The sequence below is a fragment of the Spirosoma sp. genome (genome assembly GCF_026391055.1).
Lineage (GTDB): Bacteria > Bacteroidota > Bacteroidia > Cytophagales > Spirosomataceae > Spirosoma.
Genome location: NZ_JAPLET010000026.1, coordinates 815,721 through 835,808, shown reverse-complemented (window position 1 = coordinate 835,808; position 20,088 = coordinate 815,721). Strand labels below are relative to the sequence as shown.

Genomic DNA, 20,088 nt, shown 5'->3' with positions numbered 1-20,088 from the left:
CTATGCTACAGTAGGTTGCCTTCTACAAGCATAATGCGCTCGACAGATTGGTCCTTCAATGTCATATATTGTAATCGATTCGGATCATCCCGATAGGACTCAAAGTCAGTTCGGTCCGGAAAGCTGACCAGATGAATTTCATAAGGATGTCCCAATGTTGTTGTCAGAACAGAAGCGGCCTCTGGGCGGACCCGGTAGAGTAACGTGCCTTTGTGCCGGTCGAGCAGGGGTAACACCTGATCTTCAAATGCATGAAAAATGGCTTCCTGACCTTCCTTCACAAAAACGAGTTGTGTGTAATAGAGCATAAGGTGTGTTGTTTTGTTTATCGCCGGGAAAACGAAATTTCGTCGTTTCATGCCTACCTTGTCTACGACATGCTGTCCTGGCTAATGCCTAAATTAAGGTTGCCGGGATAGAGCAGTAAGTCAGGAGGTACGACTTGTTTAGGTAAGTATGAAAATGGGATTTTGTAACGGCCTGCGGATCTTCTTTTGTAGTGTATTGATTTTATGGTCACTACCTGCATGGGCGCAGGTGGGTCAGACTGATACGGTCGCAACGCCATCACGACAGATGTCGAGGAGAGGGATCAGCCCATTGAAAGCCGCTTTGTCGGAAGACGTTAACTCCGCCGAGGTGCTCGACACGCTGCTGTCCGTAAGCCGTGAGCTTGCCTATCAACCCGGTCAGCTCGTGGCCCTTTGTCGGCTGGCGGGACTGCGCCTGCAAAAACAGCAACCCCAAGCTGCTAAGGAATTGCTGCAGCAGGCAGAACAGATTGCCGCGCAAATTAACGATCTGAAAGAGGCCAGATGGGCCATGAGCCAGATCGGTAAGATTCTCAAAGCCAATATCCGGCTAATGTCTCCGGTACCGTCATCGCCCACCTTGGGCTCGGTCATGGAAACGCTGGGAAAATCCATGCGGGAAACGGCATCCAGGCTCAGTCGGGATAACCCACCCGTAGCAACCACGACTGAGCCGCTAACTCAACTGGATAGACGAGGGGCGGACAAACGCACTTTCCCGGATGTGACCGCCGACTATATCGCATCGCTGCCAAGGCCAACCTTTGAACCCAGAATGTTTCGGCAATTGCGCGTCAAACCGGATTTTGCCGATCGCTGGCTCGATACGCTGATTCACTCCGAAAAGAGCAGTCCGCAGGTGGTTCAGCAGCTAACCGAACAAAAGAAACGCCGGGATTCCAGTCAGGAGTTGAGCAATGCCTTTGCGAAAGAGGGCGATTACGCCAAAGCCTACCAGTATTTCTTGCAATACACCGCCTATAAAGACAGCCTGACCGCCGAGGCAACGTCCCGACGACTGGCTTCACTGACCTACAAACAGAATCTGCTCAAAAAAGAGGCCCAGATCCAGCTGCTGACAAAAGACCGGCAGCTAAGTGAACAGGAGTCGAACCGGCAGCGTCAGTTTGTGCTGGTTTTGGTGGGTTGCCTCGCTGTTCTGGGCGCATTTTCACTCATCCTGACCCGGAACAACCGGGCTAAACATCGGGCCAATCAACAGTTGAGTGAGCAGAAAGAAGCTCTTCAGCAAACACTGGCCCAGCTCGAAACCACCCAGACGCAGCTCGTGCAGGCCGAGAAAATGGCGTCGCTGGGTGAGCTAACCGCCGGTATCGCCCACGAAATCCAGAATCCGCTCAACTTCGTCAATAACTTCTCGGAGGTGAGTGTCGAGCTGGTCGGGGAACTGCGGGAGGAACAGGCCAAAGGTGAGCCCGACCTGGAACTGGTCGATGAACTTTTCAAGGACCTCACGCTGAATTTAGAAAAGATCACTTACCACGGCGGACGGGCTTCCAATATTGTGAAAGGTATGCTGGAACACGCCCGTAGCTCAACCGGCCGGAAAGAGCCAACTAACCTAAACGTGCTAGCCGATGAATACCTGCGGCTGGTCTACGTTGATCTGCGGACTAAAGACAAGGCGTTCAATTGCCAGCTGACTACCGACTACGCTCCCGATCTGGGTCTGGTGACGGTGATGCCGCAGGAATTGGGCCGGGTGCTTCTCAATCTGTTCACAAATGCATTTTACGCCGTTCGGGAGAAGAAAAAAGTGGCTCCGGTGGGGTATGAGCCGATGGTGAGTATAAGTACCAGCCGAGTTGGAAACCAGGTGCAGATTTGCGTACGTGACAATGGGATCGGCATTCCCGATGGGGTGAAAGGAAAGATCTTTCAGCCTTTTTTTACTACCAAACCCACGGGAGAAGGTACCGGGTTGGGCCTGTCGCTGAGCTACGACATCGTGACCAAAGGGCATAGCGGGCAACTAACAGTGAACGGCCGGGAGGGGGAGGGAACCGGGTTTGTGATCACCCTGCCTACGGGCCTCTCATAACATGAGTGTTCATGACGGGACGGAAGGCGCCCGGTCGCATACCGCTGCTCATAACAATAGGGTTCATAGAACGGTTACTTTTAACTGACACTGACCCGTGAGAATAACCCTTCCAGGCTGAATAGCATTAACCGCCTTAAGCCATAACGAGCTGCACAATGGATGTGAACGAAACCCCCGACCTGTCGGACGACGAAAAGAAACTGTTCGAGGATTTGATGCCGGAAGATCTGGACGAGATTCTCGATACCGGCGTGAACCGGCGTCATTTTTTGAAGCTCGTAACCCTGGCTGGCGGGGGCATCCTGGCGGCTCAGTCGGCCGTTGCCGAGCAGCTGTTTACCCGGCCACTCAACGTACCAGCGGCTGCGGAATTATCGTCGGCAACAATCGAAAATGGCGTCAACGTATCGCTCAACGTAAACGGGGCGGCTCGTAAACTGCTGGTCGACTCCCGAATGACCCTGCTGGATACGCTGCGCGAACGGCTGGAACTAACCGGCTCCAAGAAGGGCTGCGACCACGGCCAATGCGGTGCCTGTACGGTTATTGTCGACGGGCAGCGGGTATTGTCCTGCCTGACCCTGGCGGCCAGCTGCGAAGGAAAAAGCGTGAAAACGATCGAAGGGCTCGCGAAGGGTACTGTATTGCATCCGATGCAGGAAGCGTTCCTGAAACACGACGGCTTTCAGTGCGGATTTTGTACGCCCGGCCAGATATGCTCGGCGGTGGCCCTGATGGACGAAGCGAAGCGGGGCGATGCCAGTTACGTTACGGAGGATGTACGCAAAAAAACGGCGCCCGTTCAACTGTCGACCGAAGAAATTCGGGAGCGGATGTCGGGAAATTTGTGCCGCTGCGGTGCCTATCCCAATATTGTTGCCGCCATTCAGGAGGTTCACAGCGGAAAGCCCGTCGAACAGACGTTTCGGTTTTCAGCCTAATCAGTCACTAGTCCATGAGACCTTTCACCTACAGCCGGGCCAACGATCCTGCGTCAGCCACGAAGGAACTGGCCGGAAACCCGAATGCAAGATTCCTCGCCGGAGGCACCAACCTGATCGACCTGATGAAGGAAGATGTGGAGCGCCCCAGCGCCATTGTCGACATTTCGGGTCTTCGCCTGACGGAGATCAAACCCATTGCCGCCGGGTCTGCCAAGGGTGGCCTGTCGATTGGCGGGTTGGGCAAAAACACCGATGCCGCCAATCACCCGCTGATCCGCCAAAACTACCCGCTCCTGACGCAGGCTATTCTGGCGGGCGCATCCGGACAGATCCGGAACATGGCGACCAACGGCGGAAACCTGCTGCAACGCACCCGCTGCCCGTATTTTTACGAAGTGGCGATGCCCTGCAACAAACGCGAGCCGGGCAGCGGGTGCGGGGCACTGGAAGGCGTTAACCGGCTGCATGCCATCTTCGGCGCGTCTGAAAAATGCGTAGCGGTGTACCCATCTGATATGGCCATTGCGCTGGCGGCACTGGATGCCGTCGTAAAAGTTAAGAACGCCGGTGGTCAGGAGCGGAGTATCCCCTTTGCAGACTTCCACCGGCTACCCGGCGATACGCCCGAACGGGACACGAATCTGGCCCATGGCGAACTCATCACGGCCATTGACCTGCCGCCGAACAAGTTTGCCGGCAAATCATATTATCTCAAAGTACGCGACCGGGCGTCGTACGCCTTTGCGCTCATTTCGGTAGCTGCCGGCCTGGAGATGGATCGGTCCGACGGGTCGGGCACTAAAATCGTTCAGGCGCGAATTGCGATGGGTGGTGTAGCGCACAAACCGTGGCGGGCATTAAAAGCCGAGCAGTTTCTGGCGGGTAAAGAAGCGACAGTCGAGAATTTTAAGCGGGCCGCCGACGCCGAAATGGTCGATGCGAAGCCGCTGGAGCATAACAAGTTCAAAGTAGAACTGGGCAGCCGCAGTATTGTGCTGGCACTGCAAATGGCCATGAACGGTGGTAAAGCCTGATCTCAACGTCACTACTTCCATGCAAGACAAAAACAAACTGACCGGGACACCCATCAGCCGTATCGACGGGATCGCCAAGGTGACGGGCAAAGCGACTTACTCGACGGATTTCCCGGTTAAAAATCTGGCCTACGCCGTACTGTTCAAAAGCACGATTGCCGCCGGAACGATTCGGACCATCGACACCACTGCGGCCGAAAAAGCGCCCGGTGTGCTGGCGGTTATCACCCATACCAATGCGCCAAAGCTCAATGTTAACGGTGGAATTCGCGGGGGGGCTTTATTGCAAAGCCCCGAGATCGAGTTCTACGGGCAGCATATTGGGCTGGTCGTGGCCGAAACCTTTGAGCAGGCCCGTCATGCCACGCACCTGATCAACGTTACCTACGATAAGAAGGAACCGAAAGCCGATTTCGAGAAATTGGCCAAAGACGCTACACTCCCCAAGGACAAAGAAAAAGCGGATGCCAAACGGGGCGATGTTAAAGCCGCGCTTCGTGATGCCGAGTTCAAAGTCGAGGAAGTGTACGAAACGCCCATCGAGCACCACCATCCGCTGGAACCCCACGCCACCATTGCCGAATGGAACGGAGATCGTGTAACGCTTTATAACAGTTCGCAGATCGTTAACGGGGCTCAAAGTGCCGCAGCCAATACGTTAAATATCAAGCCCGAACAGGTGCGGATTATTACGCCGTACATTGGGGGCGGGTTTGGCTCAAAAGGTGGTCAGTGGGCTAATCTGGTGCTAACGGCGGTGGCCGCTAAACAGGTGAACCGCCCCGTAAAACTGGCATTGACCCGTCAGCAGATGGTAAACTCGGTGGGATTACGCCAACGAAATCACCAGAAAGTGAGTCTGGCCGCTACTAAAGATGGTAAACTGACGGCTCTGGCGCACGAAATCACGACGCATGGTGCCATAAAAGAAGAGTTCGTCGAGCCCTGTGGCGATTGCTCGAAGGTTATGTACGCCGTGCCGAACTCGCTCATTACGTATCGGGCGGTGCCGATGAACGTGATTTTGCCGACTTATACACGCGGTCCCGGTAAATCGACCGGTAGTTTCGCCCTCGAATCGGCGATGGATGAACTGGCCTACGCGCTGAAGATGGACCCGATTGAGCTGCGCATAAAAAACGAGCCAGAACGCGATCCGTCCAATGGCAAACCCTGGTCGTCGCGGAAAGCGGTCGACTGTTTACAAGTGGGGGCCAAGGCCTTCGGCTGGGAAAAGCGAAAAGCCGAACCGCGCCAGAATCAGCAGGGCAATTACCTGGTTGGCTACGGCGTGGCGTCTGGTACCTACCCCGCCCATCAACGTCCTACATCGGCCATTGTGAGACTTAAACGCACCGCTAACGACGTTATGGCGACGGTCGAACTGGCCGCTGCCGACCTTGGGACCGGTACATACACAATCCTGACGCAAACGGCCGCCGATGCGCTCGGTCTGCCCCTTCGCAATGTTAAGGTGGTCATTGGGGATTCTGACCTCCCGCCAGCCGCCGGTTCGGTGGGTTCAGTGGGGGCTTCCAGCTATGCCAACGCCGTGAACGACGCCTGCCAGAAAATTACGGATGAACTACTGACGCGCTCAGGCAAGCAGTTTTTCGCACGCCCGACGGCTTCGCAATTGATGATGTCCGAAAAACTAACCGATTTCCAGACCCGAATCGATGCCAAACCGCTGGAAAGCGCCGAGGACTATTCTGCACACAGCTTCAACGCCAATTTTGCCGAAGTAGCCGTGAACCGGTTTACGGGCATGGTGCGGGTGAACCGGTTTCTGGCGGTGACGGGTGCGGGCACCATCCTGAATCCGAAAACAGCCCGGTCGCAGATCATCGGCGGCAACATCTGGGGTATCGGCATGGCACTGACCGAGGAATCGGTTCTCGATCCGCGCTGGGGCAATTTCGTTACCCGCTCCTTCGCCGACTACCACGTTCCGGCCAACCTCGATATTGGCAACATGGAAGCTATTTTTATCCGTGAAGACGATCAGAAAGCCAATACACTCGGTGTAAAAGGTATTGGCGAAGTAGGCATTGTTGGTGTAGCGGCTGCCGTTGCCAATGCCATCTTCAACGCCACCGGCAAGCGGGTCCGGGAGTTGCCGATTACACCCGATAAGTTGTTGTAAGATGGAGTACCGACCGGGTCGACGCATCGACGGTCGGTACTCCAAATTTCTTAGGCCGTTAGTTTCTTCAGACCATTCGTTTGAAGATACGCCATCAGGGCTACCCATAGGGCAACAGCGGCAATGGCAACCTGACCTATTCCGGTTAACTCTGCCGAGGGCCATGCCAACAGCATGACACTGGCCACCACCCACAGCAAATCCAGGGCAATGATAAACCGAACGGCTTTTGCCGACGTGATATGCCGGCGGCTTTGGTAGAAAACAAACCCGGCAAAGGCGACCAGAAAAATGCCGACTTCGGTGAAAACACCTGTCGAGGATTGCCCAAAAAGTTGGGCGATCGGGCTGGTTAATCCCAGTAACAAAAGGCCGGTTGCTCCCGAACTGACAGCATTGATGATCAAAACAGTTTGCAGCGATTTCATGACGGAAATGGTTTTTGGTGAACTGATTTTTTTATCATTGAACAGGACAAAATTCGGGTTCCGGGTCTGGATTGAGTTGATATTTTACGCCAAATTTTGGCTATTTTGCGTCAACTCAACACCCCCGACCCGATGCGTAAGACACTCTCCAACCAGCACCTCATCAACCTTCTAGACTATGCCGTCTGCAAAGGTTTAGACAGGCGGCTTCTCCTGAGTCAACTGGATGTTCCTGAGTCTGACCTGATGGATGAACAGGGCTGGGTAAGCTTGGCAGATTATACCAGGCTTTGGGAGTGTATGCTGAATCTTGGCCAGGACCCATTCCTTGGCCTGCATTACGGCTACTATCTGAATTTACGGGCGCTGGGGCTGGTTTATCAAATTTCGCTGGCGGCTTCCAGCATTGAGCAGGCCTTGGGTTTACTGGCCGATTATCTGGCAAACACGTTTCCCGTGGTTAATCTGGTAACGACCCAGTACCAGGACCATCTGATCATTGAGCTGCAAAGTCCTCAACTTCAGGATCCTGTGAAAAATCAGGTGCTCGACTCGGTGTTATTTTTGATGTATCGGGAAATCGGTCTGATGATCGAGGGTGACATTGCCGGAGTAGAGTTACCGTATCGGCAGTTGGAGGAATACCGGCGACTCTGTGCAAGCGCTGTTACACCATCTGATGCCCACCGACTGGTGGTAGAACTGCGTCTGGTTGCTGGCCCGATCAATCGTCGGCGGCTTAAGAATCTGGACGTGTTACTGCCTGTTTTTCTGAAGTTACTGGGTCAGTCGCCGACTCGGTGCAGCCCGTTTGCGGATCAGGTTCGTACCATGATTCTGAACCTATGTTCGCCTGAGTTACCGTGTCTGGATGAAGTGGTGAGCCAGTTTGCTATGAGCCACCGAACCTTTCAGCGCAAGCTGACCGATGAGGGCACTTCGTTCCGGTCCATTGCGGACGACATCAAACGCCAGATGGCGACTCATCTGGAAAGGGGTCGGACGCTGGGCACCCAGGACATTGCCTATCTGCTGGGTTACTCGGCTTCGAGTGCTTACCTCCATGCCGCCCGAAAATGGCGTCAGCAACCAACAGGGTAGGGTATTCGATGTAAATAGATCGTTTTAAGGAGTTGTAGTTGCTTCATGACTAGGTAAATACAGGACAGTACGGTATTATTATCGCCTTAGTTTTACACAGTATTGTTTTGTTATTCGGTAAAAAATTACCTGCCTGCAATTTTCTATGAAGCATCTGGCCGCTCTTTGCCTAACCTTACCACTCATTAACGGTAAAAACATGGGTATCGTCTGGAAAAAGCCCTTCCGTCTGCCTATCACCGGCGCCCTGAAGACCGGTACAAACACCGTACAGGTCAAAATAACGAACCTCTGGGTAAACCGGTTGATAGGTAATGCGCAGCCGGGCGTAACGAACAAAATAACGTTCACTACTATCCCGTTCTACCGTGCCGATTCGCCCCTGTTGCCCTCGGGTCTGCTGGGACCGGTACAGGTACTGTTGGCTAAGCCCTGAATTGAGTTGATGACCAAGCAAGCTCCTGCCTACCAAATAATGTTGTTTGGTGGGCAGGAGCTTATCATTTAAAAAATAACCAGTTACTCAAAAACAAGGCTGCCTGATTCACATGGCCTTGTCTGAGAAAAGCAGGCGTCTCATTACATAAAGGCTGTCAGGAAAAAAACTTGTCAACGCAGGTATCGTTTACACTAGTATTCAACAAAGCCGGATGTTAACCCGTGTGTAGCGCAAATGGTACTTTTTCCATCGTTATCGTGACGGCGGTCCGTAACGGGCCGCCCAAAACACTGGCACATCCAGAGCGTTGACAAGACCAGACAACTCTATGAGTATACGTAAAATTGCCCTCGTGGTTGGTGCCAGTGGAATTACCGGTAGTAATCTTGCCCACGAGCTAATCAATCAGGGATGGTTGACCTACGGATTAGCGCGAAACCCCAACCATGAACTTGCCGATTTGCAGCCTGTAGCCGCTGATCTGATGAATCCGGACAGCCTGCAAACGGCTCTGTCGACAATCAATCCAACCCACGTGTTTTTTACGAGCTGGATGCGGAACGAGACAGAAGCCGAGAACATCCGGGTAAATGGCACCATGGTCCGCAATCTGCTCAATGCCCTGGCGCCCAAAAGATCGGTACAGCACGTCGCGCTGGTTACGGGCCTGAAACACTATCTCGGGCCTTTCGATGCGTACGCTAAAGATGGTTTTTTACCTGAAACGCCTTTGCGGGAAGAGCATCCGCGCCTTGACATCGAAAATTTCTACTACGCCCAGGAAGATGAAGTGTATGCCGCTGCCGCCCGGGATGGCTTCACATGGAGCATTCACCGGCCGCATACCGTTATCGGGAAAGCTGTTGGGAATATGATGAACATGGGCAGCACCCTGGCCGTTTATGCTACCCTGTGCCAGGCTAGTGGGCGGCCCTTCCGGTGGCCGGGGTCCAAAGCCCAGTGGGAAGGACTGTCGGACGTGACCGACGCGCGCGTATTGGCCAAGCACCTTATTTGGGCCGCCACCACCGAATCTGCGCATAATGAAGCGTTCAACGTAGTGAACGGCGATGTGTTCCGCTGGAGCTGGTTATGGCAGCGAATTGCTGACTGGTTCGGTATTGAAGCCGTTGGCTTTGACGGTACGGTTCATCCGCTGGAAGACGAACTGGCAAACGATGGCCCGCTATGGCAGGAAATCGCCGAAAAGCAGCACTTGGTCGAACCTGATTTGACCCGTGTGGCATCGGCCTGGCATACGGACCTTGATCTGGGAAGGCCCATTGAGGTAATGACCGATATGTCGAAGAGCCGTAAACTTGGCTTCTTGGTTTTTCAGCCGACCGACGATTCGTTCTTTGACCTTTTTAAACAACTACAGGCCGACCGCATATTGCCCGCCAATAGCGAAATTCAGCAGCCTAAACTCGCTTAGACAAAACACGTTTAGCAAACTAAAATCGTATGATTAATACAAAAAGTTATGCCGCTCAGACCAAAGATTCTGCACTGGCGCCCTGGACTTTTGACCGACGCGACGTTGGCCCGCACGATGTGCAATTCGATATTACCTTTTGTGGCGTTTGCCACTCCGATCTTCACCAGATCAGAGACGAATGGGGTGGGGGTATTTTTCCCATGGTGCCCGGACACGAGATCGTTGGTCGGGTTGTCGCTGTCGGCAGTGAGGTCAGTAAATTTAAAGTCGGCGATCTGGCCGGAACCGGCTGCATGGTCGATTCGTGCCGCGTGTGTGAGAATTGCCAGCACGGTTTGGAACAATATTGCACCAATGGCAACACACTCACCTACAATAGTCTGGAACAGGACAGGAAAACGCCTACCCACGGCGGCTATTCCAACACCATTGTGGTGAATGAAGATTTTGTCCTTCATATTCCCGAAACGCTCGATCTGGCTGCTACGGCACCGCTGCTTTGTGCGGGCATCACGACTTATTCGCCCCTCAAACACTGGAAAGTGGGTAAAGGGCACAAGATAGCCGTTCTGGGGCTGGGTGGTCTTGGCCATATGGGCGTTAAATTCGGCGTGGCTTTTGGGGCGGAAGTGACGGTTTTAAGCACCTCGCCGAAGAAAGAGGAAGACGCCCGGAAGCTCGGTGCGCACAAGTTCGTCGTTACCAGTGACCCGGCCCAGCTTGAGTCAATTACCGGTTATTTTGACTTTATTCTGGATACGGTTTCTGCCGAGCATGATTACAACCAGTACTTAAGCCTGTTGAAAACGGATGGCGTGCATATCTGCGTGGGTGCACCCCCAACGCCTTCAGCCCTGCTGGCGTTCAGTCTGATTCCCGGCCGGAAGAGCATTGCCGGTTCTACGATTGGCGGTATTGCCGAAACGCAGGAAATGCTGGATTTCTGCGCCGAACACAGCATTGTTTCGGATATTGAGATGATTGACATCAAGGACATTCAACCGGCTTACGAACGGATGCTGAAAGGCGATGTTCGGTATCGGTTTGTGATCGATATGGCTACGCTGTAGAATACATTCATAAACAAAATGAGCCGGGGTGCATACGACATGCACCCCGGCTCATTTTATTTGTCCGTGGGTAAACGTATGTACAAACAGCGGCTATCGCTTCAATACCTTCAAAATGCTTTGCCGCTCGCCCTGCTGAATTTGGAGAAAATAGATCCCGGTTGGCAGCTGTTGCAGATCGATTGGCTGGCGGAACCGGTCGCTGGTTTTGGGTGCGTTCCAAAACCGGACCGACCGACCACCCGATTCGCGCAGGTTGAACGCTACGCCACCCCGGTAGCGGCTGTTTATCTCCACAACCGTCTGCTCCGCTGCGGGATTTGGCGAAATGAGCAACTGGCTGTCGGGTTCCGGTTCAACCGCCGTTACGACACCCGGTACCAGCGCGAAGGGGACAAGGCCCGCTTCGGGCGTCGGTAATTTAGTTGTCGAATACAGGTGAAACGCACCTGGCTCCAATGTGACTGATTGGTTGGCATCGGCAAGCTGCACCTCCTGCCCGGTAAAGAAATGATACCATTTACCGTTCGATGGGAAGCCTGCCGAAACAGTCTGGGCCTTGGTGTCGAAGTTGCCGATCAGAAAAACGGTTCCTGTTGCACTGCGTAAGGTTAGACGTTTCACAACACCCGTAAAATCGGTCGTAAAATCAGTGGTGGCAAAAGCCGGAACCGTTGTTTTGAGGTTAATCAGGGCACTATACACTTTATACAACTTCTGCCGGTCGGCGTCCTGATAATAGGTCCACCGGACGGGTTTGGCCGCCGTTCGGCAGTCTTCTTTGATGGTCGTGCCGTCGGAGCAGGTATTTATGGACAGGTCGTACCCTAGTTCGCCGAACTGCCAGATCATTTTTGGTCCCGGCACCGCCAGCAGGAAGGCCGCCGTTAGTTTGGCCCGATCGAGGGCTGTTGGCAGGGATTTAATGCTGTACGAACCCGTGGCGGTCCCATTCTGGCGGAAATCAAAAACGAGTCGTTCTTCGTCGTGACTTTCGGCGTAACCGATCAGATTTGGCTTTTGGAAGTTGCGTTTCTGGTACGATATGCCCGAGAAATCGACCTCAGCGAAGCGGGCAGCCCCCCGGAAATCGCCGTTGTGATTCCCCCAGAGCAGCATACCATAATTCGCCAGTTCCGTTTCTTCGGCATTGTCGGCAAAGTGTTCGAGAATGACGTAAGCCGTTGGATCGAGAGTGCGGATCTGGTCGTAAATGCGTTTCCAGATCGCAATCCGGCTGGCATCGTAGTTTCCCCAGGCGGCTACATCATTTCCCGAGTTTTTCTGCGTAAATCCCTTCGACAGGTCGAATCGGAAACCGTCTATCTTATATTCCTGTAACCAGTATTTACAAACCCTATCCACAAAAGCTTTGGTGTCCGGGCTTTCGTGGTTAAAGTCGAAAAAGACGCTGTACGGGTGCGTGGCCTGCTGGTTGAAATAGGGGCTGTCGGCCGAGGGACGATCGCCGGCCCAGTACATTTTTACATAAGGAAATTCGTAATCGGCCTGATTCAGCACCATGTCCAGCACCACGGCAATGCCCTGCTTGTGAGCCGCGTCGATAAATTGCCGGAGGGCGGTCTTGGTCCCGTAGGCTTTGTCGGGGGCGAAATAGAAGGTCGGGTTATAGCCCCACGAATCATTACCCGAAAACTCCGTAACGGGCATCAGCTCAATGGTGTTAATGCCGAGTCGTTTCAGGTATGCCAAACTATCGGTGAGGGTTTGGTAGCTTCGATTCTCGATAAAATCACGAACCAGCAACTCATAAACGACCATCGTGTTAACGGCGGGCCGCTGGAAACCGGTTGTCTGAAACACGTAAGGCGTCTGGCCGGGCTGAAGGACAGAAACCGTGTTGCCCTGCGCTTTTTCGGGAAAGGCTTTCAGATTAGGGTACGTTGTTGTCGGAATAAACCGGTCGTTGTTGCGGTCCAGAATTTTATCGGCGTAGGGATCGGCCACTCCGATGGTTCCATCGACCAGATACTGGAAGGCCGTTTCGCCGGTGGGCAGGTTCGGGAGTTCGAGCCAGTAGCGGGTCCCGTCGGGCGTCCGGTTCATCAGGTAGGCCGGGTCAAGGGTCCAGTTGTTAAACTCGCCGAGCAGGTACACAAAACTTTTCTTCGGTGCGTATAACACCAGCGTTGCCTTGTTAGGGCCGGTATAATTGATGCCATCCTGTAAGCCCACTGGCAGCGCAGCCGTGGTAGGCAAGGGCTTAACGGTAAAGTAAAAGGTGTCGGCAAGGGCGGTAACGCCGGTTGTTGCGCTCAGGGAAGTTGCCCGGACAATAACTGTTCGTAGCAAACCCGATTGCCGGCCGGTGTTCAGGCTGGTAGTTAGTGAATCGGTACCGGTAGCATTGGCCGTCGGTTGCCCATCCAGTGTCAGGCTGAACGTTGCCGACTGCGAGCTTTTGTAGCGTACCGGTAAAGGTGTATCGGCATCGACGTAAAACTGTTTTTGACTCGGTGCTAACCGGGTTAGGTTAAACGTCGCGTCGTAAATGGTGATGAACAAGTCTTCCGTTTGCGCTTTCCCGTCCCCGCTTTTGAGCAACAGGCCAAGTTTTCGAACGGGCGTTCCGGTCGGCACACCGAAGTAGGTGCGCGGTACCAGTTTGATCTGCCATTTATCCCCGCCCAAAGCGGTCATTTTACCCGGTGTGAAAAGCTTACTAAAATCAGTTTGTCCGGTGGGTTGAAACTCGAACGCATTTCCGCTCGCCGTCGACCCGGCACCCGACCATAAATAAACGTCATCCTGTTTGCCCAGCAGCCCTTTTGCTCGACTATCGGTTGACTTCGTCAGGTCGAAAACAAGGGTGATTTCGGCGTCGGCTGTGGGGAATGTTGGCTGGGTGGTAACGACCTGACCCAAGGCCGGTGCCAGCAGAAAAATGAAAAGAAAAATTGTGTAGTAGTGTGACCTCATAGCGTTGTTGATGAAATAAGTCACAAACATACAGGTTTATTCCTATTTTATGTAAGCTTTCAGGGCCTGATAGACCCGGTGCGTGGGTAATCCCATAACGGTATAGAACGAGCCTTCCAGCCGTTCGATACCCACCAGACCTATAAAGTCCTGCGCGCCATATGACCCGGCTTTATCGAATGGTTTGCATTCGCGGATGTAGTAGGTAATCTCGTCGTCGGTCAAGGTTGCGAACTGAACGATGGTTTCGTCGGTAAAAGAGTGTAACTCCGTTTGGCCATTAGCGGAAGGGGCCAGAATGGCGACACCCGTGCGCACCCGGTGCGTTTGGCCGGAGAGCAGTTGGAGCATACGGCGGGCATCGGCTTCGTCCTGCGGTTTGTTCATGATCTGGTTATCCAGAATAACAACTGTATCGGCACACAGAACAATCCGGTTTGGAACTTCGGCATCGTTCAGAAACTGCTCGGCTTTCTGGCGGGCGAGGTACTCGGCCACCTCATCGGCAGGCATGGTATCGGGAAATAGCTCATCGGTGGGGCGCGTTTCGATCGTGAACGAAAAGCCCGCATCGGTCATAAGCTGTTTCCGGCGGGGTGAGCCAGAGGCTAGCAGTAAAGGATAACGTAAGGTTAACACAAGAGAAGAGATATAAAATGTATAATGTATGCCGTTAGAATACCTGGCCTGAATGGTTGGCTAGTCTACAGCCAGGGCTGGCAAATTTCGACTTATATTCGTAAATCATCATCTTACCGCTAATTTGGTTATCATTTACCAGTCTTAATTCATCATTAAATTGACTATCCGACCCGCTACCCCGGCCGACGCGGCTTTACTGACCGAGTTATCCGCCATAACAATGCGCGAAGCCTTTGGGCCACCGCACAATCCCGATGCCCTCGTTGAGGAATATATTCAGTCGGCCATTACGCAGCCCATACTTGAAGCTGAACTGGCAGATCCCCGTTCCACTTTCTTTTTGATGGTATCGTCTGACGATGTGCCGATTGGTTTTGCAAAATTAAGAAGGCACGCGCCACCCAGACGGATGAAATTACGTACTGCCATAGAAATACAGCGGATTTACCTGCTGGCGTCGCAAATAGGGCAGGGGTGTGGCCGAACGTTACTTAATCATTGCCTCGACTGGGCCAGGGAACAGGGGTATCAGGCCGTTTGGCTTGGCGTCTGGGAGCGTAATGAACGGGCACAGGTCTTTTATGAAAAGATGGGGTTCGAGCGGTTTGGCTTTCACTATTTTCAATTCGGGTCAGAACGCCAGCGTGACTATTGGCTTCAGAAACGGTTAATGGTTGATAGTTAGTGGTTAGTGGTAAGCGGTCTTGATTATTTACGATGAGTAATAACCAATAACCATTAAACTATTTGCATCGGCAGTATTCTAATTGTCGTTTACGTAAAGATGAAAAAAGTTTATCCGGCATCGTATCGGTCTGTTGTGCACCTTTTTTGGGTGTGGCTGCTGGTCATTGCCGGATGCTCAGCTGAAGTTCTGGCTCAGCCTGGCCTCCAACCACCAAAAGTAGAACAGAACCTTCCGGAGCTGCCTCCGCCAACCATATATCAGATCGACACCCTTCGGAACCAGGTTATTCGACCCATGAGCGTTGATTCGCTGGCGCTGATAAACTCGCTGACGACTATCAGGGAAAATTCGCTGCCCGACAGCGTGCTGCAGCAGCGTGATAGTGTGTTTTATAGCCGTCTGAAAACCAGAATGTACAAACACCGGCTTACCCGGCAGTTTTATGATGCTGTTTTTCAGGATGTGTACAACAGCCGGGGGCGAATGGGCGAGGTCAGCCAACTGGAAGTCAATCCGTTTAAAGTGTTCGAAGGGAAGATTATCGGTGACATCTACATCCGGCGACTTGGCGTTTTTGGTCAGACCGTTTATGATACCCTGCGCAAACCCGCCAACTGGTTCGAACGTACCGGTAACCGGCTGCACTTCAACACGCGTGAGCACGTAATCCGCAATTCATACTTGTTATTTCGGCAAGGGGATGCTCTCGAGCCTAATGTGCTACGTGACAATGAGCGCCTGCTGCGAACCACGTCGATCTTTCATGATGCCCGGATTCTGGTACTGCCAAGGCCGGGCAGCAAGCAATTCGTGGATGTTTATGTAATTACCCAGGACGTTTGGTCGCTCTTGCCCAATGGCGGATTTGGCGGATTCAATAACTTTAGCGTTGGTTTCGACCAGGTTAATTTCAGAGGACTGGGTCATCATTTGTTTGCCCAGGTGGCTTATGCCGCCAATGACCCCCGGCAGAAACTGGAGTACCAGGCGCGGTATACGGTTCCGTTCATCGGCAAGACCTTTATGACCGCCGAAGCCACTATGTTGTACCTTCGCGATCTTAAACAGGCGTCCGTTCGCCTGTATCGCCCTTTTTTAACTCCCGACATGAAGTATGCCGGGGCTATTGAACTGAATCATACCCAGATCAACAACCGGCTTGTTACCCGAAATGACAGTATTCTGCTGGTTCCACTCAGTTACAACTACTCCGATATCTGGATCGGTCGCTCGTTCCGCTTGTTTTACAAGCAGAACGATACCGACGAAAAGGGACGTTCCCGGCTGGTGATTGCGCTTCGTAACACCAGCTACACATACAATACACGCCCCAATGTAACGGCCGACACCAACCAAATCTACCAGGATAGCCACACTACCCTGTTCAGTGTGGGTTTCTCCCGCCGTAAGTATGTCCGCGATGTGCTGATTTATGGCTTTGGCCGCACCGAAGACGTGCCCATTGGTGAGTCAATAGCTGCTATTGTTGGGGTCGATAACGCGGAGTTGGGGCAACGGATGTATACCGGATTTAATTTTTCGCAGGGTAAATATGTCCGCCACTTCGGGTATCTCTACGGACTGTTAAGCCTGGGGGGCTATGTTCGGAATAACCGGATCGAACAGGGGGTTTTATCCCTTGAATCCAACTATTTCAGCCAGCTTATGAAAACTAAGTGGGGTAACATGCGCCATTTTTTCAATACACGCTTTACCACCGGTATCAACCGGTTCGCCAACGAATACGTTACCTTAAGCAGTAACGGAAGCGGCATCAATACCGATGGCATTGGTATCACCAGCGATGCGCTGATTGGTACCAAGCGCTGGTTTATTAATTACGAGAATGTATTGTTCTCCAAACTCAATCTGATTGGGTTTCGGGTTGCCTTTATCACGTTCGCAAACCTGGGTTTGGCCAGTTTTCCCGACCGGCCACTATTAAGCGGTCCGCTGTATCAGGGCTATGGAATTGGCTTTCGGCTGCGAAACGAAAACCTAACGTTCAACAGTTTTCAGATCCGGCTGGCCTATTATCCCAACATTCCGGGCAATACAATACCTTTCCGGCAGGCGTTTGAAGGCATATCTACGCTGCGGCTGCGGGACTTTGACTTATCCGCTCCACAAATTATTCCGTACCGATAAAAATAAATAAATTAAATGTAGGAACATTTAATACAATTGCATTATCTTTGTGGCATGTCTATAGAAACTGACATCAAGCAAAGCGCGCCCTTCAAATCACCGTATCAGCGAGTGCTCGTGAATTTGATGTACACCAGTAACTGGATAGCCGGTAGCCAGACACAACTGTTGAAGCCATTCAAACTCACTCTCCAGCAATACAACGTGTTGAGAATTTTGCGTGGGCAATATCCGAACCCTATCAAGGTATCGGATATTACAGAGCGAATGCTCGATAAAATGTCGAATGCGTCGCGGTTAGTTGACAAACTGCTTGCCAAGAAGCTGGTGCTGCGCACCGAATGCCCCAGCGACCGCCGGGCTGTCGATGTACTTATTACCGAAAAAGGACTGGCGCTGCTCAAGCAACTGGACACGCATCAGGATGCCTTAAACAAGTCATTTCAGGAAAAACTAACGGTAGAAGAGGCTGAATCATTGAGCCTTCTGCTCGACAGGCTTCGGGCCTGAATTAGGCACGATTTTTATTTTAACTATCATTTACTAACCATTTATTAAGTTCAAACCGATGAAAAAAGTAACGATGATCGCTGCGCTGTTATTCTCTACAGTAAGCGCTTTCGCTCAAAACTGGACGCTCGACAAGTCGCACTCTAGCTTAAACTTCACCGTAACACACATGATGCTGTCTGAAGTAGACGGTAAATTCCAGAACTTCGACGTGAAAATGACCTCGTCGAAACCTGATTTTACGGATGCTGAAATTGATCTGACTGCCGACGTAAGTAGCATCAACACGAACCAGGAAAAGCGTGACGGTCACCTGAAAAGCCCCGATTTTTTCGATGCCGCCAAATATCCAACCCTGACATTCAAAAGCAAGTCGATCAGCAAAGTGTCTGGTAACAAATACAAACTGATGGGCGATCTGACGATGCACGGTGTAACGAAGCCGGTAACGCTTGATGCCGTTATTACAGGTCCTGTTACGAACCCCCAGAACAAGAAAACACTGGCTGGTTTTAAAGTAACGGGTGAAGTAAAACGCGCTGATTTTACTCTGGGTACAATTCCTGCTGCCGTTGTTAGTGATGAGATCGCTATCCGTGCCGCTGGTGAGCTTGTGAAAGCCAACTAAGGTACTGCTACCCGTACGAATCCCTGCTACCCAACGGTGGCAGGGATTTTTGTTTAATAATGCGACTAAACAAAAGCCGGGAAATCATCCAGAAAACGGATGTCGGCCGTGGTATGATCGATGCCGCAGCAGTAATGGGTCAGCCCATTGGAAATGACCACAAAAGGGGCCTTATGAACATGGTTATACCGGGCGATCTGATCAAATACCGATTGAGTGAGCGGAATGTGAGGGGCTTTGCACTCAACGACCAGAAAAGGCTGGCCTTGCCGATCAAAAACGACAACGTCCGTACGTTTTTGGGTCTGATTCAACACCAGGCCTCCTTCCGTTCGAATGAGCGCTTTTGGATAACCGTAGTGCGTTAAGAGTAGATTAACAATATGCTGCCGTACCCACTCTTCGGGCGACAGCCGCACGTACTTCCGGCGTAATGAATCGAAAATGTAAGGTTTCCCTTCGACTTGCTTAATTTTACAATCGAAAACAGGGAGGTTCAGCGCAACCATACCTCAAAGATAAGAAATTAGGAGTTAGAAGTTAGGAGGGCTGGCGCCAGCAGAGCTGGCGCATTCTTTTTGCTATAGCCGGTCCGCCATCGGCTGCGGTGCAACTAGCCCTGCTGGCGCCACCTCTTCTCACTTCTCACTCCTAACGTCTGATTCCTAATTCATCACTCCTCCCATCAGAAAAGCAATGAAGACAAAAGAAGAAATCGTTCAGAATTGGTTGCCGCGTTATACCGGCACCCCCATTGAGGTATTTGGCGAATATATTTTGCTGACCAATTTTATCAACTACGTTGAACTCTTCGCCAAGAAATTCGACGTTGAGATTTTCGGGATGGGACGGGCCATGCAGACCGCTACAGCAAATAACATCACCATCATAAACTTTGGCATGGGCAGTGCCATGGCCGCCACAGTTATGGATTTGCTCTCGGCAGTTAATCCTAAAGCCGTATTATTTCTGGGTAAGTGCGGTGGGCTGAAAAAAACGCAGGTGGGTGATCTTATTTTGCCGATTGCGGCCATCCGCGGAGAGGGCACCAGCAATGATTACATGCGTCCCGAGATACCGGCTCTGCCTTCATTTCGGTTGCAGCGGGCTGTATCGTCAACCATTAAACGCTACGAGCTTGACTACTGGACCGGTACGGTATATACCACAAACCGGCGTATCTGGGAGCATGATGAGGTATTTAAAGATTACCTGCGCGAACTCCGGGCCATGGCTATCGACATGGAAACGGCTACCGTTTTTACTGTTGGCTTTGTCAATTCCATTCCGCACGGAGCCTTATTGCTCGTATCGGACAACCCGCTTGTGCCGGAAGGCGTTAAAACAGAAGAAAGCGACAAGCGCGTAACGGGCCAGTTTGTGAACGTACACCTGGAAATCGGCATCGACGCCCTGCTTGAGCTGGAATCTTCCGGCGACTCCGTGAAGCACCTGAGGTTTGAGTAGGGGTAGTATTAGGAGTTGGGGGTTATAAGCGAGAAGTTAGGAGGGCTGACGCATGCTTTTTGGCTGACGTCGGTCTGCCGGTGCGGTCA

17 protein-coding genes and 1 pseudogene are annotated in these 20,088 nt (G+C 52.3%); 13 read left to right on the top strand and 5 right to left on the bottom strand.

Going from position 1 to position 20,088, the window contains the following annotated elements:
• Nucleotides 1-5 precede the first annotated feature (5 nt).
• Nucleotides 6-359 (bottom strand): DUF1330 domain-containing protein, encoded by a 354-nt coding sequence (locus NT073_RS26935; RefSeq protein WP_297379947.1) that lies wholly within the window; start codon nt 357-359, stop codon nt 6-8.
• Between the two features lie 217 nt (nt 360-576).
• On the opposite strand from NT073_RS26935, the gene NT073_RS26930 reads away from it, so the two are divergent.
• The 4 genes from NT073_RS26930 to NT073_RS26915 all read left to right on the top strand — a co-directional run bounded on the left by NT073_RS26930 (nt 577) and on the right by NT073_RS26915 (nt 6,500).
• A complete protein-coding gene (locus tag NT073_RS26930; protein ID WP_297379944.1) occupies nt 577-2,373 on the top strand; it encodes an ATP-binding protein in 1,797 nt (598 codons plus the stop codon).
• Between the two features lie 158 nt (nt 2,374-2,531).
• A complete protein-coding gene (locus NT073_RS26925; RefSeq protein WP_297379941.1) occupies nt 2,532-3,317 on the top strand; it encodes a 2Fe-2S iron-sulfur cluster-binding protein in 786 nt (261 codons plus the stop codon).
• Nucleotides 3,318-3,331: 14 nt separating this feature from the next.
• Nucleotides 3,332-4,354, top strand: coding sequence for a xanthine dehydrogenase family protein subunit M (locus NT073_RS26920; protein ID WP_297379939.1), 1,023 nt, complete (start codon nt 3,332-3,334; stop codon nt 4,352-4,354).
• A gap of 19 nt (nt 4,355-4,373) precedes the next feature.
• Entirely contained in the window at nt 4,374-6,500 is a 2,127-nt protein-coding gene (locus NT073_RS26915) for a xanthine dehydrogenase family protein molybdopterin-binding subunit (protein WP_297379936.1), read from the top strand.
• 50 nt (nt 6,501-6,550) lie between these two features.
• Here the strand turns inward: NT073_RS26915 and NT073_RS26910 are convergent, their stop codons facing one another.
• Entirely contained in the window at nt 6,551-6,928 is a 378-nt protein-coding gene (locus NT073_RS26910; RefSeq protein WP_297379933.1) for a hypothetical protein, read from the bottom strand.
• A 132-nt stretch (nt 6,929-7,060) separates the two neighbouring features.
• On the opposite strand from NT073_RS26910, the gene NT073_RS26905 reads away from it, so the two are divergent.
• From NT073_RS26905 to NT073_RS26890, 4 genes and pseudogenes are all read left to right on the top strand, one after another.
• A complete protein-coding gene (locus tag NT073_RS26905; protein WP_297379930.1) occupies nt 7,061-8,029 on the top strand; it encodes an AraC family transcriptional regulator in 969 nt (322 codons plus the stop codon).
• Nucleotides 8,030-8,210: 181 nt separating this feature from the next.
• A pseudogene (locus NT073_RS26900) lies at nt 8,211-8,465 on the top strand (glycosylhydrolase-like jelly roll fold domain-containing protein); the annotation flags it as partial.
• 331 nt (nt 8,466-8,796) lie between these two features.
• Entirely contained in the window at nt 8,797-9,903 is a 1,107-nt protein-coding gene (locus NT073_RS26895; protein WP_297379927.1) for an SDR family oxidoreductase, read from the top strand.
• 29 nt (nt 9,904-9,932) lie between these two features.
• Nucleotides 9,933-10,976 (top strand): NAD(P)-dependent alcohol dehydrogenase, encoded by a 1,044-nt coding sequence (locus NT073_RS26890; RefSeq protein WP_297379925.1) that lies wholly within the window; start codon nt 9,933-9,935, stop codon nt 10,974-10,976.
• Nucleotides 10,977-11,069: 93 nt separating this feature from the next.
• On the opposite strand, the gene NT073_RS26885 is transcribed toward NT073_RS26890, so the two are convergent.
• Nucleotides 11,070-13,916, bottom strand: coding sequence for an alpha-amylase family glycosyl hydrolase (locus NT073_RS26885; RefSeq protein WP_297379923.1), 2,847 nt, complete (start codon nt 13,914-13,916; stop codon nt 11,070-11,072).
• Between the two features lie 42 nt (nt 13,917-13,958).
• Entirely contained in the window at nt 13,959-14,555 is a 597-nt protein-coding gene (locus NT073_RS26880) for a Maf family protein (protein WP_297379921.1), read from the bottom strand.
• Between the two features lie 160 nt (nt 14,556-14,715).
• On the opposite strand from NT073_RS26880, the gene NT073_RS26875 reads away from it, so the two are divergent.
• From NT073_RS26875 to NT073_RS26860, 4 genes are all read left to right on the top strand, one after another.
• The gene (locus NT073_RS26875; RefSeq protein ID WP_297379919.1) at nt 14,716-15,243 is read left to right on the top strand and encodes a GNAT family N-acetyltransferase; all 528 of its coding nucleotides are present in this window, start codon (nt 14,716-14,718) and stop codon (nt 15,241-15,243) included.
• Between the two features lie 99 nt (nt 15,244-15,342).
• Entirely contained in the window at nt 15,343-17,394 is a 2,052-nt protein-coding gene (locus NT073_RS26870) for a hypothetical protein (RefSeq protein ID WP_297379916.1), read from the top strand.
• Nucleotides 17,395-17,448: 54 nt separating this feature from the next.
• Nucleotides 17,449-17,904: a MarR family transcriptional regulator gene (locus tag NT073_RS26865; protein WP_297379913.1), complete on the top strand. Its 456-nt coding sequence runs from the start codon at nt 17,449-17,451 to the stop codon at nt 17,902-17,904.
• 58 nt (nt 17,905-17,962) lie between these two features.
• Nucleotides 17,963-18,532 (top strand): YceI family protein, encoded by a 570-nt coding sequence (locus NT073_RS26860; protein WP_297379911.1) that lies wholly within the window; start codon nt 17,963-17,965, stop codon nt 18,530-18,532.
• A gap of 65 nt (nt 18,533-18,597) precedes the next feature.
• Here NT073_RS26860 and NT073_RS26855 read toward each other — a convergent pair whose 3' ends face one another.
• The gene (locus NT073_RS26855; protein ID WP_297379909.1) at nt 18,598-19,041 is read right to left on the bottom strand and encodes a type I restriction enzyme HsdR N-terminal domain-containing protein; all 444 of its coding nucleotides are present in this window, start codon (nt 19,039-19,041) and stop codon (nt 18,598-18,600) included.
• A gap of 187 nt (nt 19,042-19,228) precedes the next feature.
• Here NT073_RS26855 and NT073_RS26850 point away from each other — a divergent pair, with 187 nt between their 5' ends.
• Nucleotides 19,229-19,999, top strand: coding sequence for an AMP nucleosidase (locus tag NT073_RS26850; protein WP_297379908.1), 771 nt, complete (start codon nt 19,229-19,231; stop codon nt 19,997-19,999).
• Nucleotides 20,000-20,088 lie beyond the last annotated feature (89 nt).